The organism is Arthrobacter glycogeni (assembly GCF_054511155.1).
Genome location: NZ_JBTNDE010000001.1, coordinates 274,785 through 291,528 on the forward strand (window position 1 = coordinate 274,785; position 16,744 = coordinate 291,528).

General features: G+C 65.5%; 13 protein-coding genes. 5 read left to right on the plus strand and 8 right to left on the minus strand.

Translation table 11 applies throughout. The features are described 5' to 3' along the window. Nucleotides 1-22: 22 nt before the first annotated feature. Genes ACX80O_RS01310 through galU form a run of 4 tightly spaced genes read right to left on the minus strand, consistent with a single transcriptional unit; the run spans nucleotide 23 to nucleotide 3,870 of the window. Nucleotides 23-1,309 (minus strand): phosphotransferase, encoded by a 1,287-nt coding sequence (locus ACX80O_RS01310; RefSeq protein WP_459332244.1) that lies wholly within the window; start codon nucleotides 1,307-1,309, stop codon nucleotides 23-25. After that, nucleotides 1,281-2,255, minus strand: a complete 975-nt coding sequence (locus ACX80O_RS01315; RefSeq protein WP_459332245.1) for a hypothetical protein — start codon at nucleotides 2,253-2,255, stop codon at nucleotides 1,281-1,283. Before ACX80O_RS01315 ends, ACX80O_RS01310 begins: the two co-directional genes overlap by 29 nt. Before the next feature lie 28 nt (nucleotides 2,256-2,283). After that, the gene (locus tag ACX80O_RS01320; RefSeq protein WP_459305408.1) at nucleotides 2,284-2,964 is read right to left on the minus strand and encodes a GNAT family N-acetyltransferase; all 681 of its coding nucleotides are present in this window, start codon (nucleotides 2,962-2,964) and stop codon (nucleotides 2,284-2,286) included. A 9-nt stretch (nucleotides 2,965-2,973) separates the two neighbouring features. After that, nucleotides 2,974-3,870, minus strand: a complete 897-nt coding sequence (gene galU, locus ACX80O_RS01325; protein WP_459332246.1) for a UTP--glucose-1-phosphate uridylyltransferase GalU — start codon at nucleotides 3,868-3,870, stop codon at nucleotides 2,974-2,976. 89 nt (nucleotides 3,871-3,959) lie between these two features. Between galU and ACX80O_RS01330 the strand changes: the two genes are divergently transcribed. The 3 genes from ACX80O_RS01330 (at nucleotide 3,960) to cpaB (ending at nucleotide 5,846) form a co-directional block, all read left to right on the plus strand. Then, nucleotides 3,960-4,607 (plus strand): 5-formyltetrahydrofolate cyclo-ligase, encoded by a 648-nt coding sequence (locus ACX80O_RS01330; RefSeq protein ID WP_459305406.1) that lies wholly within the window; start codon nucleotides 3,960-3,962, stop codon nucleotides 4,605-4,607. Nucleotides 4,608-4,696: 89 nt separating this feature from the next. Next, complete coding sequence (locus tag ACX80O_RS01335; protein WP_459332247.1) at nucleotides 4,697-5,050, plus strand: FmdB family zinc ribbon protein; 354 nt, start codon at nucleotides 4,697-4,699, stop codon at nucleotides 5,048-5,050. Between the two features lie 94 nt (nucleotides 5,051-5,144). Beyond that, nucleotides 5,145-5,846, plus strand: a complete 702-nt coding sequence (gene cpaB / locus ACX80O_RS01340) for a Flp pilus assembly protein CpaB (RefSeq protein WP_459305404.1) — start codon at nucleotides 5,145-5,147, stop codon at nucleotides 5,844-5,846. 42 nt (nucleotides 5,847-5,888) lie between these two features. On the opposite strand, the gene ACX80O_RS01345 is transcribed toward cpaB, so the two are convergent. The 4 genes from ACX80O_RS01345 to ACX80O_RS01360 form a co-directional block, all read right to left on the minus strand. After that, nucleotides 5,889-9,908 (minus strand): DUF4011 domain-containing protein, encoded by a 4,020-nt coding sequence (locus ACX80O_RS01345; RefSeq protein ID WP_459332248.1) that lies wholly within the window; start codon nucleotides 9,906-9,908, stop codon nucleotides 5,889-5,891. 90 nt (nucleotides 9,909-9,998) lie between these two features. Further along, entirely contained in the window at nucleotides 9,999-11,549 is a 1,551-nt protein-coding gene (guaA, locus tag ACX80O_RS01350; RefSeq protein WP_459305709.1) for a glutamine-hydrolyzing GMP synthase, read from the minus strand. 150 nt (nucleotides 11,550-11,699) lie between these two features. Further along, a complete protein-coding gene (locus tag ACX80O_RS01355; protein ID WP_459305402.1) occupies nucleotides 11,700-12,188 on the minus strand; it encodes a DUF3817 domain-containing protein in 489 nt (162 codons plus the stop codon). Next, nucleotides 12,185-13,006 carry an SURF1 family protein gene (locus tag ACX80O_RS01360; RefSeq protein WP_459305401.1) on the minus strand — a complete coding sequence of 274 codons (822 nt, stop codon included), beginning with the start codon at nucleotides 13,004-13,006 and terminating at the stop codon, nucleotides 12,185-12,187. The genes ACX80O_RS01355 and ACX80O_RS01360 overlap by 4 nt, the downstream gene beginning before the upstream one ends. A gap of 130 nt (nucleotides 13,007-13,136) precedes the next feature. Between ACX80O_RS01360 and ACX80O_RS01365 the strand changes: the two genes are divergently transcribed. Then, complete coding sequence (locus ACX80O_RS01365; protein WP_459332249.1) at nucleotides 13,137-14,858, plus strand: ABC transporter ATP-binding protein; 1,722 nt, start codon at nucleotides 13,137-13,139, stop codon at nucleotides 14,856-14,858. Continuing rightward, nucleotides 14,773-16,617, plus strand: a complete 1,845-nt coding sequence (locus ACX80O_RS01370; RefSeq protein WP_459332250.1) for an ABC transporter ATP-binding protein — start codon at nucleotides 14,773-14,775, stop codon at nucleotides 16,615-16,617. Before ACX80O_RS01365 ends, ACX80O_RS01370 begins: the two co-directional genes overlap by 86 nt. The last annotated feature ends 127 nt before the right edge of the window (nucleotides 16,618-16,744 follow it).

The window sequence follows — 16,744 nt, forward strand, 5'->3', positions numbered from 1 at the left end:
ATGAGAGACCTCTCACAATTGGTCAGCGGTGAAGCACGAGCGCTTGATCGGCGAGGCTTTCGGCAATGGCGAGTCGTTGCAGCGCATCGCTCTGCCAGGAGTTTGGGTCCCGAGCCGTCGCCCGATGCTTTGCCCCAGCCACGAGGGTCAGCGCCACCCCGGCGGCGCGGCCCCGAAGCGCCGCAGGATGTACTTCCTGATCGAAGACCGCCAGGAAGCGATGCAGCGTCTGAGGGATATGGGTGTAGCGACTATCCACCGCGGGCAGGACCGCCAGGTGCCCGACAAAGCAGGCCAGATCATCCACCAGGTGTCCCGGGCCAAGGGCATCGACGTCGAGCAGTCCTGAGACAGCGTCGCCGGTGATGAGGAGATTCGCCTCGTAGAAGTCTCCGTGGGAGGGAACCCGCGGGCCGGCGTCGACCTCTGCCACCAACCGGTGCACCCTTGTGGCAAGGGCCGAGATCCTCGACTGTTCACCGGGCAGCACGGCTGCGGCTCCTCTGGCGTAGTCCTTGACACGGACGGCCCACGCCGGGCGGTCCGGGAGGTGCATCGCTCCCGCGGGGAGATTCTGCAGCAGATTTACGAGAGTTCGGGGCTGGAGCGATTGCGCGCCGTCGCTCATCAGTAGTTCAGCCAGCGGCGTGCCTGCCGCCGGGTGCATCGCCAAGACGTCTTGGGCGGGCACCTCGATCAGTGCTGGCGCTGGGATGCCCGCGTCGATGAGCAGCCGGTGGCGTTTGGCGAGGTGGGCACCCTGTCCACTTCTGAGCACCTTGAGGTAGCGGCGCTCGCCTCCGAAATCAGCAATCAGGACTGCCCGTCGGAGCGGCCGGTAACTGACTGTCGCGAGGTCGGGTACTGTCGCGGCTGAGCGGCCCGTAACCTGCACGCCGGCAAAGAGCGTGCTTCCGACTGAGGCGGCATCGCAAGCCCAGGACAGTCCTGGCAGCAGCGGGTCGTTGGGGTGCTCCCACACGGTGAGAGTGATGGCACCGTCGGGGCTGCTGAGCTGGACCGTTGCCGGGGTGTTGGCCGGCAACGCGGCAGTGCTGATGCACAGGAACTCAGTGGCGACGAGTCCACCTTTTGCTTCGATCTGGACCTGGTAGATGCCGGTTGCTCCGGCCCCGGGACGGTGGTGGATCTGGACGAGGGACCAGCTGGTGGGCTGCTTGCCGAGCGTTGCCAGAGCGAGTCGCAGCGGTTCGGCGGCGCCATCGCCTTCCAGTAGGCGCAGTTGCGCGGCTTCGGCCCCGGGATCGGGTGTCGAGGGCCTAGGCCCGGCGACGCTGCAGGACGTCATCAAGGTTCATCCTGCCGGTGGTGGGATGGGCGACAGCGCTGCTGCCCGATGAATGGTCTGCCCCGTCGACAACTGGTGGAGTGGCCCCCTGCTTGAGGGAAGTCTTCGACTGGGCTTTAGGGGCCTCGGGAAGTTCAAGAGGTGCTGGAGCCTGGCGTTCAACTTTCGCTGCCGCGACGTACATCGGTTTGGGGACCTCGACCGGCTGCCATGGTGTCCCCGTCGGCGGGGCTCCGGTCCCGGCGTCCGCGACAGGTGATCCGGTGGATGACGGGTCGGCGCCCGCAGCGACGGCGAGGGCCGCCTGGCGCAGTTCGGTGGCGGTGAGGTTTGATGCTGCGGGGGCCGTCCGCTTGGCGGCTGCAGCATCGCCGTCGACTGGGTCCGGCCTCTCGGCGTCAAAGAGGTTAGTCTCGCGGCGCGGCGCCTGAGCGACGCTGCTGGTGCGGGGGGTATCGGAACGCGCTGACATCGCGTCGGCGAAGGCGGCCTCGACCTTGCGACGCCGGTCCCGGATGGCGAGGAAGCGAAGACCCGCTACGGCGAGCAGGAAGACGAGAAAGGCCGCAGCAGGCAGGATCCAGGGGACAAGGGAGAGCACCGCGAGAGGTGTGCAGATCACTGCTGCCAGCACCGCAATTGCGCCCACGAGTGCGACCGCTGTGCGGTCACGCCTGATACTGAACAGGGGTCGCTCCCCCTGACTGGCGACGGATGTTCCAGCCGTCCGGGTGTGGGAGGTTTCATTGCTGTATGCGGACATTTCCATGATGCTCCCCTGAGAGACTCGACTCTCGGCTGTTGCGGGCGGTACTAGGGCAGAGGTGGCAGCCAGCTCGACCAGCAGTGCTGGCCTGCGGATACGCAGAACGTAGGGGGCAACCCAGATCAGCCAGAGACCGACGATCGCGGCAAGCACCACCGAGCTGTTCATAGAGAAGTCCACGTCTAAAACGGTAGGTCGTTGACCCTGCTCAGGAGAGTATTGCCGGGGGTGTGTCGTCGCCGGGTTGGTGCACACCCGGTTCGCTGCGACCTGATGGTTGGTGCTCCTGCCACCGAGCCAGCACTCCTTCGGGTACCTCGTCATGAGTCAGCGCGAAGGTTCGGTGATCGGCCCACTGCCCGGCGATGTGCAGATAGCTCCGGCGTAGGCCCTCATCCCGGAACCCGAGCTTCTCGACCACCCGGAGACTGGCCGCATTCTCTGGCCGGATGTTGATTTCCATCCTGTGCAGACCGAGGCTTTGGAAGCAGTAGTCGGTGACCAGAGCGACGGCGGTCGGAGCGATCCCCCGGCCGGCGCACTGGCGATCCACCCAGTAACCGAGCGTCGCGTTCATCGCCGATCCCCAGACGATTGTCGAGACCGTCAATTGGCCGACGATCGCCGTCTCGCGGTGGTAGGGGCTGCGTTCAGTGATGAGAAACGGAAGGCTTGTGGCGTCCCGTGCCTGCCGCCTGAGTGACCGCACCATTTCCGGGTAACTCGGCAGGTAGCCCCCCGGCGCAGGGTTGGATGCCTCCCAGGGAGCCAACCAATCGGCGTTGCGCTGCCGTACGGCCGACCACGCTTTCTTGTCCCGAAGACGGACCGGCCGGAGCACCAGGTCACCAGTCTCCAGGGTCACCGGCCAGGTGAATTGCCCGCTCATTGACTTGGGCTAATGGTCCAGGGAGTTGGTGAAGCTCTTCAGCCACGTCTGAAGGTCTGGCCCCAGGTCCTCGCGCTCCGAGGCCAGTGTGACCACTGCCTTGATGTAGCTCAGCTTGTCGCCGGTGTCGTAGCGCCGTCCGCGGAACACCACGCCATAAACACCCGATCCCTCGCCGTCCGCAGCGGCGAGTGTCTGCAGCGCGTCAGTCAACTGGATTTCTCCGCCACGGCCCGGCCCCGTGGTTTCCAGGACGTCGAAAACCCTCGGGTGCAACACATACCGGCCGATGACAGCAAGGTTGGACGGCGCCTCGTCGACGGCTGGCTTCTCAACCAACTCCCTGACCCGGACGTAGTCCTCGCCATCAATAGCGGAGATGTCAGCGCAGCCGTAGGCGCTGATTTGATCCGGTTCAACCTCGATCAAGGCAATCACCGATCCCCCGGTCTTTTCCTGCACCTCGATCATGGTCTGCAGCAGCACATCGCGCTCATCTATGAGGTCATCGCCCAGCAGGACCGCGAACGGCTCCTTGCCGACGTGCAGCTTCGCCCGGAGCACAGCGTGTCCAAGACCCTTCGGGTCGCCCTGGCGCAGGTAGTGAATATCCCCGAGTTCGGAGGGGTATCGCACGGCCGCCAGCTTCTCAAGATCACCCTTGGCCTCAAGCGTCTGTTCGATGAAGGGCACCCTGTCGAAGTGGTCCTCGAGGGACCTCTTGTTTCGACCGGTGATCATGAGGATGTCGGTCATGCCAGCGTTGACAGCCTCCTCGACCACATACTGGATGGCTGGCTTGTCCACTACCGGGAGCATCTCTTTGGGCATCGCCTTCGTGGCGGGAAGAAAGCGCGTGCCAAGTCCCGCAGCGGGGATGACAGCCTTGTTCACTCGTGAGGTCATGACACCACCCTACATAATGGCAGCGTCCTGACAGCGCCACATACCCGCGGGCATCACGGGCGTGGTGGGCGTCGGTAAAGTGGAGGGGTATGGAACCCACCACCCCTGCGGAGCTCAAGGAAGCTGCCCGGCACCGCTTCCGCGCCGCACGTCAGACGATGTCCCGGGAAGACCGCGCGCTCTCCACCACCGGTCTGCAGCGCCGGGTGTCTGAATGGTTGCTGCACCAACCGGCCACAGCAACCGAAGGCCCGGTGGCCGCCTATCTGTCGGTGGACCCGGAACCCGGGACACTTGCGCTGCTTGACACGCTCACACGGAAAGGATTGGACGTCGTTGTGCCGATCTGCGAGCCGGACTATCAACTTTCCTGGTGCAGGTGGCGCAGCGGGGTCGAACTGCACCCGAGCCCCCGTGCCCCCCTGCTTGAACCGGTTGGTCAGCGATTCCACTATGCCGAACTGCTCGATAGCCATGGCGGGTTCACTCTGGTCCTGGTGCCGGGTCTCGCTGTCGACCGCAGCGGTACCCGGCTCGGCCAGGGCGGAGGCTACTATGACCGGTTCCTTACTCAACTGCGGTCAGCCGTCCCAGACGTCCCGGCAGCGGCGTATCTGTATGAGCATGAACTGTTGCCGGAACGGTCTCTGGCCGCCACGGCGCTGGACATGCCGCTCGCCGGCGTCTTCACCCCGTCGGCGTTCCACCGGATCGGGCCAGGCGATGCGGCGGTGTAGACTTGGCACTCGGGACCCTAGAGTGCCAGCCGATACCGGTTTGGGTGATCAAGCCCCCAACGAAACTTAGCTCGTCCAGGAGGATTCCTTTGCCTACATACGCATACGCCTGTAGAGACTGCGACCACGCTTTCGACATCCACCAGGCCTTCGCGGATGACTCGCTGACCGTGTGCCCGTCGTGCGATGGCTCGCTGCGCAAGAAGTTCAACAGCGTGGGGGTGGTGTTCAAGGGCTCAGGGTTCTACCGCAACGATTCCCGCGATAGCAAAAAATCGGTTGAGGTGGGGGCCAGCGGCTCCGCCGCAACCACCTCAACGTCGTCCGACTCCTCCACCGGGGGGTCCGACGGCGGAAGCAGCAACTCGACTGCTACCAAGGATTCTGCCCCTGTGGCGAAGAAACCGGCGCCGACCACAAAGACCACCGCCGCCGCCAGCTAGGACTCCTCCTGCACCGCGACGGGTCATCCGGCGTGTTATCCACATAGCTTTCCCGGTTCCGCCGGGGTCTCCACCGATGTCCTAACCTGGATGGATGGCACCCGGAACGGCTCCCCAGCGGCAAGCATGGGCCCACCACTTCATCCGCCGGTTTGTGTTTCGCAACCGCCGGCTTTTAGCGGCCCTGCTGTTGTGCCTAGCCGCGGCGCTCACGGTCGAGGCGTTGATCCCGCCTGAGCAGACGCGGGTAACGGTGGTTGCGGCGGCGGCAGATCTGCCGGTCGGCACAGTCCTGACGGCCGGCGACCTGGCCACGCTGAACCTTCCGCCGGAGGCCGTCCCCTCCACGTCCTTCGCCGATCCCGGCGCTGTCGTCGGGGAACAGCTTGCCGTCCCCCTGCTCCGCGATACAGTCCTCGCACCGACGTTCTTTGTAGGATCCGGGCTCCTCACCGGCGCCCCCGCCGGGACGGTGGCCGTGCCAGTGCGTCCGGCCGATCAGTCGACAGTTCAGTTACTCTCCCCGGGCCAGTACGTGGACGTCGTCCTCAGTTCGGGGAACGGTTTTGAGGTTCCAGCGACGGCAACTGTGATCGCCCGCGGGTTGCCGGTGCTGTGGACCTCAACTTCGGTGAAGGCCCGCGCCCCGGAGCCCTGGCCCGGCGACGCCAACGGTGAGGGACTGGTGGTGCTGGCCGCCGATCCGACCCACGCGGCCACCCTGGCCGGGTCGTCCAGCAACGGCCAGGTTCACCTGGTGTTGACGGGCCCTCCACCTGAGTCGGTGCTGCCTTGAGTCGGTGCTGCCCCGCTCAGCCTCAACCCCGGAATGGACTTTTCAATCCCAGTGCGGAGGACGCTGATCCTTCAACCACGCTTCATGGGAATCGTCAGTCTCCCCCCAGGAGCGCGCCTCATCCTCTGCGGCGTGTTTGGGGAGAACTCCGTCAGAGGAGGCCGATCCAGCACCGCCCGCCACCGTAGTCCCTTCGTCCGCCGGGCGAGGCGACCCCTTACCCGCCTGTGAGATCTCGCTCATGGTCATCCTGCTCTCTGAGTGCCGGCCGCTCCCCGACACCTCGGCGAGGCCCAAGTAGCTGCCGATCAGGTCAGCGGACCCGTTAGGGTCAGTGAACACTTCGATGGTCCAGAGGGGCATGTACCGCCAGCCCATCCGTTCAAGCAGTTGGGGGCGGAGCCTGCTGCGCTCCCGGACGGTCATGTTTCGGTACCGCTCCGTTCCGTCCGATTCGATGGCCATTGGCGGCGGCTGCGAACCGGAGTCTGCTGCGGTGTGCGACGGTCCGGCGAGCGATGCAGCACCCGCCCCCGCCGTGGCAACAATGTCGAGGACGCCGTCGTAGTGGTCGAACACCTGTGCGCCCCGATCGCGGAGCCGGTTCACCAGGTCGGCGACCAGCGGGTCGTCGTTCACTACCTGTGCGCCTTGCTCCGGCTCGGGCGAAGCGTCTCCGATCGGGTCACCGCTTGGCTCGCCAAGCTCACGCTCAAGCAACCCGTAGAAGTCCAGGGCACCGTTTTCAAGCCTGGTCGGGTCCAGATCTGTGGGCAGGAAACAGGTCACCACCTGGAGTTGGTGGCGTGCCCGGGTCATGGCTGTGACAAAACGACCCCGACCGTCGGGACCGGATAGTTGACCGAAGTTGTGCAGTGCCCTGCCGTGCGGGGTCCTGCCGAACCCCAACGAGAAGATCACGCAATCCCGGGTGAGACCTGCGGCGCGTTCCACGGGCACTACCCGGAAAGACTCCCTGCCGGGAGCGAAAAAGTCGGCAGCCCACGGCAGATCCGCCATTCGCTGTCTGATGGCCTGGCCCACGCGCCCTGCATGGCCGGAACTCGCGGTCACGACGGCCAACGAGTTGCTGGGACGACGGCGGATATGTTCAAACACCAGTTCTACGACGCGGCTGACCTCGGCGGCGACGCTTTCCACGCCGGCCTGATCAGCCGTGGGCATCCCGGTGCCGTCTGGCAGATAGTCAACGGTGAGAGCCCGCCCAGCGCCGGTCACTTCGGCGCCATGCGGGAGGCGTGAGAGCCTGCCGTCGTAGAAGGTATCGCTGAGATATCCGGTCAGGGCCTTGTCGACCCCGCGGTACACCACGCTCAGTGCAATGGTCGGGAGGGTGGTAGAGAGCGCGGAGTAGGCGCTGGTCAGCCGGTCAGCGCCTACTCCGGGTTCGGCTCCCGCACCCACGCTGAAGCTCTGGGGACCGCCGAGCCGGTCATCCCCGAAGGCGATGATCTGGCTTCCCCGCGCCAGTGCCGGAACAACTGACTGAAGGGAGATGGATTCGGCGTCGAGGACTATGACCGCGTCGAATGTCTTGGCGGCCGGCAACACCATGGGCAGCATGAGTGGGCTGGCGGCCCAGACCGGCATCAGCGCTGTCACAAGATCGTCGTCTTGGGCGCTGAGGCCCGCGAGGTCAAGCGTCCCGGTCCGGAGCAACTCCTTCAATTTCCCGGCTTCTGCTGGGCGCGCGGCCAGCGCGGTGCGCCACCGTTCAGCGAGGGCGAACCGAAGCCGGCCGGGGCCGGAAGCGATATGCGCGTTGTCGGCGAGACGGTAATCCGCCTCCAGCCGGCGAAGGCTTCCGCCGTCAGACATTGCAAGGTAATCGTCGCCGCTGATCATGGCGTCGAGCGCCGATTGCCACCACGCGAGTTCCAGTTCGGATCCGACCTGCCGGGCTTCCACCTCGCGGCTCGCCAGGTCGTCGAGCAATTCACCCAGCCCGTGCTCCCGCATCTCGTCGAGGAGGAGCGTGCGCTCCGGGAGGGTGGCGAGGGTCTGCTTATCCTTGGCGAGCTCGGCCAGGCGGTAACCGAGGTCGTCCAGCGGCATGTCAGCGAGATCGACATGACCGGGCGTGGTGGAGAGCACCTGCGTGAGCTCGTCCAGCTCGCGCCGGATCTTGCGGTGGAAGCTGTTGATTTCGGCGAGACCGGTAGGAACCGCGGGATGCCGTTCGGTAGTCGCGTAGCGGGTCCACAGTGTCCGCTGGTGTTGGACTTCCACCAGGGAGGTGTGCAGGTCGGCTATGTGCACTCCCGGGCGCACATATTCCTTGGCTACCCGGCGCAGCCGTGAGCGGGTCATTGAGCTCATCTCGATGGCTCGTTCGCGGCGCCAGGACGATGACGCGGTGGCGGTGATGAGGTCGGTGACTGGCCGGTCAAAGATATCCGGTGTGAACTTGTCGAGGCTGGCCCGGACCGCGGCGAGGAGTTCCAACTGTTCACCCCACTCGGTGAACGAGCCGCCAAGACTGATCTGGGAGTGATCGGCCACGCGTAGCACTTTGTCGCGGAGCAACGGAATGTCACGGGCGAGGTCGACGGCCAGCTTGTGCGCGCGTTCGGTTTCCTTGCGGTTCAGCAGTTTCGCCCCGTACCAGGGGCTATCGACGGCTGAAGCACTGAAACTGCCGAGCTCGGCCGCCCTGCGGAGCCTGCCCGTGAGTTCGGCACGGTCGGGGATGCTGTCCATCACGCTGCGCAGCAGACGCACAGTAGTTGCCGGCGCCGGGTTCAACGAGGTCAGCTCGGCGAGGGACTGCATTGCCTGGTACGGAGAGCAGCCCCAACGGCTTCGCACGTTGTGCAGCGACTTCACATGATCCTGCAATTGGTGTCGGTGGTCGACGAGGGTCTGATGCAGACCGTCCAGCTCAGGCCGGGTTGCCTTCTCATTCCGCACGATCGCGCGGATCAGTTGATCCTTCAGTTGCTGTTCGTTGATGTTGGCGTTGAGCTGTAGGACCAGCGACCCGAGGTTGAGCGTGTCAAGTTCCTGCACCACTTCGTTGAGGGTGCCACGACGCTCCGCCACGACCAGCACGCTTTTGCCCTGCTCGGTTAGTGCTGCAATTGCGTTCAGGGCCGTCTGGGTCTGTCCCGAGCCGGGCGGAGCTGACACCACCAGGGAGTGTCCGTGGGTAATGTGGTCCAGCACCCGCTGCTGTGCGGAGTCGGCGTCCCTGATCAACAGCTCTTCGGCTGGGTGGCGTTCGTCGATTGGGGTCCCGGTGTCAGGGCTATCGAGGGCCCTGGGCGCAGTTTGCCCGTCCTTGGCCGCATCCATCAGCGCTGCCAGGACCGGGTGGTCAGGGCGAATGGCAGGGTCATCGGCAATGTCGGCAAGATCGGCGAAAGTGGACACCAATAGGTGGTGCTCGATCGCCATCCCCCGCACCCCCTCGGTGAGCGCGCGTAGCCGGTCGAGGACTGGCATTGGATCAAACCTGGCGGTGCCGTAGGCGAGTTTGGCTACCGTCTCGGCGTCGATGGTCACGCCTTGGGCCGTGCGCAGGTGACGCACCAGGGCAGGGTTGAACCGGGCGTGCTCGGTGAGCTGGAGCTCGTAGTCATCCTGGGACGTGTGCACCGTCAGTGACACGGCGGTCAGGAGCACAGGCGCAGTCAACGATTCTGTCCTGCCGTCGTCGTCGACGCTACGCCACGCGGCGGTTCCTGCCGCCAGGTACCCGACGTCGATACCCCGCTCGGTGCCGAGCTCGTAGATCTTCGCCCGGAGCACGCGGGCGGCCTTCATCGCTGCCGCGTACTGGCCCGGGTCGCGGAGCAGCGTGGACAGGCGGGTTCGGCGGCCAGCGAGCAGTTGGGCCAGACCCGAGGGGTGAGCATGGGTGAGATCAATGTTGCTGGACGCAGCCGCCGAGAAGTGGAGCAGGGTGTCAGTGCCTGCGTGAGTGCCAAGCTGCTTGAGCCACGGCAACAGGAAGTTCCCAGCGGAATCTCCGGGATCCTGCACTGACACGGTGGTCTCCTTTTCTGCGGTTATTTTCGACGGTCTCGACCAGAGGGGCATGTCTTCCAAGCTATCCGACAAGGGGCGTCCGGACGGGGCCGCAACACCGGGAACGGGTAAATACCCATCCCGACCGCGACCACGGCCCAACTACTCCCACTCGATGGTTCCGGGCGGTTTGCTGGTGATGTCCAGGACCACCCGGTTCACTCCCTCAACCTCATTCGTGATCCGGTTGGAAATCCGGGCCAGCAGGTCGTACGGCAGACGCGACCAGTCGGCGGTCATTGCGTCCTCGCTTGAGACGGGGCGCAACACTATCGGGTGGCCGTAGGTACGACCGTCGCCCTGCACCCCGACGCTGCGGACATCAGCCAACAGGACGACCGGCATCTGCCAGACGTCGTCATCCAGACCCGCGGCGGTCAGCTCGGCCCGCGCGATGGCGTCGGCCCGCCGCAGCAGGTCCAGCCGCTCCTGGGTGACGTCGCCAACGATCCTGATTCCCAGGCCAGGGCCAGGGAACGGCTGCCGGCCAACAATTTCAGCGGGAAGCCCCAGCTGCGCTCCGACCGCTCGGACCTCGTCCTTGAACAGCGCACGGAGGGGTTCCACCAGTTCAAACTGCAGGTCCTCGGGGAGCCCACCGACGTTGTGGTGGCTTTTGATGTTCGCGGCTCCCTCGCCTCCGCCGGATTCGACGACGTCGGGGTAGAGCGTTCCCTGCACCAGGAACCTGATCTTTTCGCCGTGAGCCTGCGCCTGGGCGATGATCGCCCGTTCGGCTTCTTCGAACGCGCGAATGAACTCGCGGCCGATAATCTTGCGCTTGGTTTCCGGGTCGCTGACCCCGGCGAGCGCGTCGAGGAAACGCCTCTGTTCGTTGGCTACGTAGAGGTTCACGCCGGTAGCTGCGACGAAGTCGCGCTCCACCTGCTCTGCTTCACCGTCGCGCAGGAGGCCGTGGTCTACGAAAACACAGGTCAACTGGTCTCCCACCGCACGCTGTACCAGCGCGGCCGCGACGGCGGAATCCACACCCCCGGAGAGCCCGCAGATTACACGGGCGTCGCCTACCTGCTCCCTGATGCGTTCCACCTGTTCCTCGACGATGTTGCCGGTCGTCCAGTTAGCGTCGAGACCCGCGCCCTTGAAGAGGAAGTTCTCCAGCACCTGCTGGCCATGCGTCGAATGCCTTACCTCGGGGTGCCATTGCACTCCGTAGAGGCGCCGGTCCTCGTCGGCGAACGCAGCCACCGGGGCTCCCGCGGTGCTCGCCAGCACCTCGAATCCTTCGGGGGCTGACTGCACACTGTCCCCGTGGCTCATCCAGGCGTTTTGATGCTCAGGGATGCCGTCGAGCAATGACCCGCTGGCCCCGGTCGCTGCAACGTCGGTCGAACCGTACTCACGGAGCCCGGTTTTTGCGACCGTGCCGCCCAGGGCGGAGGCCATCGCCTGGAAGCCGTAACAGATCCCCAACACTGGCACGCCAGCCGCGAACAACCCGGGATCGACCCGTGGAGCCCCATCGGCGTAGACGCTTGATGGGCCGCCGGACAGGATGATCGCCACCGGATCCTTCGCCAGGAGCGCTGCGGTGTCCAGCGTGTGAGGAACCACTTCCGAGTACACGTCGGCGTCACGGACACGGCGGGCAATCAACTGGGCGTACTGGGCGCCGTAGTCCACCACCAGCACCGGCCGGTGGCTGGTCTCGGAGCTCTCGTCGGCGGAGTCAATGGTGGAGTCGGCAGCGCCTGAAATTCCGGGTCCGGGTGCGGGAATAGTCACCCGTCAACAATAGTCGCCGTCGACCCCCGACCGCACATCGCGACGACCCCACGACTCCTAGTACCGGGAGGCGGCTTCGGGATGGGCGGCGAGTTCACTGTCAACCCGATGATGGATCCGGCGTTCAACGATGAAGGACAGCAGCGGAACCACCCCACCGAGTGCCATCAGCAGGAACTGTTTGAACGGCCAGCGCATCATCTGCCACAGCCGGAAGTCGGCAATCAGGTACACCACGTACATCCAGCCGTGCACAATCAGGACGGTGGTGGAAAAGTTGAATCCCGCGGCGGTATCCGAGAATTCCTTGTCGGTCAGCGAGAGCAGCCCTTCGGGGCCCCCGACCATGATGTGGGACTGCATTCCGTAAGCTGCAATCATTTCCACGACCACCAGCAGCAGCATGACGCCGGTGGCATACGCCAGCACCTTGTAGAACGTCACCGCCGAGAGGATCTGGGCGTGGGTGCCGCCGAACCGCCGCTTGGGTGTCTTGGCGGTACCGGGGCCGCCGCCTGCTGGCCGGTTGACGTCGGGGGTGCTCACTGTCGTACCTCATTCTCGGTTGGTTGGTGCTCGAGAGCGGCCGCATCCTCTGCCGCTTCCAGGGTGCGACGGTGATCGTCGGCTACCAGGCGCCACCACAGGAAGAAGGCAAACCCGGCGAACACAAACCACTCGACCGCGTAGAAAATGTTTAGCCAGTTCAGTGGGGTGTCCTGAGGTTGCGGACCTACGGTGACAGCCTCCAGCGGTGCCTGTGGGACACGTTCCGCTCCGTCGACGGTCGTGACTGATGACACCACGAACCCGGCATAGATGGCCCGGTCCCAGCGGTTGGTGAGTTCCGCCGTCGCAAGCATCGGGACCTGACCCGCCACTGGTCGTTCAGCGATCGGGCCCTCGGCGGGTAGCAAACGCCCCACCACAACTCCGGGTCCCGCAAGGTCGGGCACCTCGTTGGCTGCAGCGGCGTCCTGGACCCAGCCGTGCACCACCGGTATCACTGTCTGGTCGTCGCGACCGGCCGCCGGGTTGGCGGGCGCGCCGTCGACGGCGAATGCCGAGACCAGCCAGAACCCCCGCCGATCCCCCTGTAGCCGGTTCTGGACCAGCACGGCCGTATCCGCAAGGAATTCGCCGTCCATGGTGACCCTTTGGTCGGCGACCGGCGCGGTCATCGGAACGCCGGGGCTGAAGACATCAATCAGCGGGCGCACCTGTTCGGTGGTACTCGTTGGTGGCGGCGCGTCGCCAGTCGAACTGGAGAACTGCCATTGGCTCAAAAGCACAAAGACTGCCGCAATCACCATGGCGAGGATCAACGAGAGGATCCAACGGAGTTTCAGCGCGGTTTTGAGCACCTCTCAACGGTACTTCGTCACCCTGTAGAAAACCGAATGCCCGGGTGAATCAGCAGGAACGCCCTTCATCACAACACAGTGATTGGGAAATGTCTATCACTTAGCCCAAAAGGGGCTAGGATGATTGATCGTGCGCTCCTATCCCTATCCAGACCCTGGATCTCCCGACCTCAGATCCCCCTCCCGCTATCTGCTGTGGCTGGCATCGAAGCAGAAAGCCACCCTGCTTGCCGGGGTGCTGTTCGGCACCGTCTGGATGGTCTCCCAGGCGGTCATGCCCTATGTCCTGGGCCGGGCCATCGACGAGGGGGTGGTGTCGGGAAACTTCGACCGCCTACTCCTCTGGGTGGGGGTCCTGATCGGTTTGACCATCCTGCAGGCAGTAGCCGGGACCCTTGAGCACCGCACGGCCATCAGCGGGTGGATGCAGGCCGCCTTCCTCTCGATCCGGCTGATCGGGTACAAAATCACCCGCACCGGCGACGCACTGCCGAGGAAGCTTTCCACCGGCGAAGTGGTTTCCACTGCCGCATCGGATGCCACCCGGCTCGGCGAAATCTACGCGGTGTCGGCACGGCTCGCAGGCTCGATCGTGGCCTGGCTGGTGGTGTGCGTGCTCATCGCGCAGACCTCCCTGCCGCTCGGGATCATCGTCCTCGTCGGCGTCCCCGCCTGCTGCGGACTGCTCCTCTTTGTGGTCCGCCCCCTGCAGGCCCGCCAACGCGAGCAACGTGAGGCGTCAGGCAAGATGACCGCTGTCGGAGCCGACACCGTGGCAGGGCTGCGGGTACTGCGGGGTATCGGCGGCGAGCACATCTTCGTGAACCGCTACCGGGAACGGTCAGCCAAAACCAGGGATTCCGGGATCCGGGTTGCCTACTCGCTTGCCGATCTTGAAGCCTCCCAGGTGTTCATCGCGGGCGCCTTCAGCGTCCTGTTCACCTGGGTGGGCGCGAACCTGGCACTGTCCGGCGAGATCGAACCCGGCCAGCTCGTGGCGCTCTACGGCTACTCAATTTTCCTGATGACGCCGATTCGAGCGGCGGCCGACAGCGTGGCCCGCTTCATCAGGGCCCACGTCGGCGCCCGGAAGATCATCGCCGTCCTCGTCGTCGAGCCTGACGTAACCGACCAGGAGACCGCCCTCCCTGCCCCTCCCCCCGGTTCGCCCCTGCATGACGCCCGCACCGGCGTCGTGATCCGCCCCGGCCGGATGACAGCGGTCGTTTCGGTGGACACCGCGGCGTCGGCCGATCTCGCCACCAGGCTGGGCCGCTTCGAGGATCAGGTGCTTGAGCTCGCCGAGGTCCGCTGGGGAGCCGAACCGCTGCAAAACATCGCCCTGCAGGACATCCGCCGTCGGATCGTGGTCAGCGAGGCGAACCCGCAGTTATTCACCGGTTCCCTCCGCTCCCAGCTGGATCCGCAGTCACAGCATGACGACTCAAGCATCCTCGCAGCATTGGATGCCTCCAGCGCACTAGACATCCTTGACGGTGTTGACGACGGCCTCGACCATGAGGTCACCGAGCGCGGCAGGGGCTTCTCCGGTGGACAACGCCAGCGCCTCGTTCTCACCCGGGCACTCCTGACCGGCGCTGAGACGCTGGTCCTGATCGAACCGACCAGCGCCGTCGACGCCCACACCGAGTCACGGATCGCTGCCCGACTGAAGGGCATCCGCGGCGGGCCCGATCAGACCACAGTGGTGGTCACAGCCAGCCCCCTCATGCTCGGCGTGATGGACCATGTGGTGTACCTCGAGGATGGCCGCGTCGCCGCCGAAGGAACGCACCACGACCTGCTGTCCAGCCACCCCGCCTACCGAAACGTGGTTATCCGAAGTGAGTGAAACAGCTGTCAACACCGATGCGTCGGGGAAACTTCCCGTCGCCGAGCCCGCCCAGGTCCGCACCGAGGCCGCGCGCCTGATCAGGCACCACCGGGGCGGGCTCTCCCGCGTCGTCGCCCTGTACATCGGTTCGGCGATCGCCGGCTTGGTGGGCCCGGTGCTGCTGGGGCGGGTCGTGGACGCCGTCGTCGACGGAACCACCTCCGACTACATCGCGGCCATTTCCATGATCATGCTCGCGTTCTTGATCGTTCAGGCAGTCCTGCGGCGCCTGGCGGTCCGGGCCGGCATGGTGTTCGGGGAAACGGTTTTCGCCGAACTGCGCGAGGACTTCATGGAACAGGTCACCTCGCTGCCCCTGTCGACGGTGGAGCAGGCGGGAACGGGTGACCTGGTGTCCCGCACCACCAACGACGTCGACGCCGTCTCCCACACGGTACGCTTCGGTGTCCCCCAGGTAGTGGTGTCCGTCGTCACCATCCTGCTCACCATCGGGGCGGCGGTCATCACCTCACCGGTAACCGCGCTGGCACTTCTGGTCGGGCTGCCCGTGCTGTATCCAGTGACCCGGTGGTACCTCAAGCGCAGCTCGGCCGGGTATCAGAAGGAGCGGGAAACCTATGCCGTCGTGAACGGTTCCATCACTGAGACCATCGAGGGCGCACGGACCGTCGACGCCCTGGGCCTTGGCGCACTGCGCCGCGACCGCATCGACGGAGCCCTGAGCGGTAGCTACCGCGCCGAACGGTACACCTTGTGGCTGCGTACAGTTCTTTTCCCGGCCGCGGACTTCGCCTTCTGGCTGCCCGTCGCCGGGGTGCTGCTCTGGGGCGGCTGGCTCGCATCGCTCGACGTGGTCACACCCGGTGTCGTGGCAACCGTCGCCCTGTTCGCGGTCCGCCTCATCGACCCGGTGGATCTGTTGATCATGTGGACCGACGAGATTCAGGTAGGGGCCGCGTCGCTGGCGCGTATCGTCGGGATCAAGGAGGTGCAGCCGGATCGGCACGCCACCGATCACGAACCATTGAACGAGGACATCCTGGTCTCCAAGGCACGGTACGCCTACCGGCCCGGACACGACGTGTTGCATGGTGTTGATCTGGAGCTCCGCCGCGGTGAGCGGCTGGCAATGGTCGGTCCGTCGGGCGCGGGCAAGTCGACGCTGGGACGGCTCATCGCCGGGATTCACCCGCCGACCGCCGGCGCAGTCACCGTGGGAGATGTACCCCTGGTAGACCGCCCCCTCAACGCACTGCGCCGCGAGGTGGCGCTCGTCACCCAGGAGCACCACGTTTTTGTCGGCTCGTTGGCGGACAACATCCGTCTGGGCAAGGATGACGCGACGGAGGCCGAGCTTGAGCAGGCACTCGACGACGTCGGCGCGCTTGGCTGGGCCCGCGCCCTGCCGCTTGGCCTCAAGACCGAGGTCGGATCGGGAGCTCACGAGCTGACGCCGGCCCAGGCGCAGGAACTGGCCCTGGCGCGCCTGGTCCTCGCCGACCCGCACACCCTCGTACTGGATGAGGCGACATCGCTCATCGATCCGCAGGCAGCCCGTGACCTGGAGCGGTCGCTCAACGCGGTCCTGGCGGGCCGGACCGTCGTCGCCATCGCGCACCGGTTGCACACTGCCCATGACGCCGACCGAGTGGCGGTCGTCGAGAACGGCAGGATCACCGAGCTGGGCTCGCACGACGAACTGCTGGCCCTGGACGGCTCCTATGCGGCGCTGTGGAAGTCGTGGCGCTCGGAATAGTCCACGGAAGAGGGCAGAACGTGGATCCGAGCCGGGATCGAGAACAAAATTCGCTGCTGAGCGGGTCTGGTGCCGGTCTCTGGGTGAGCAACCTGGACCGGCGGGGTCAGCCTAGACGAGCGGGAGG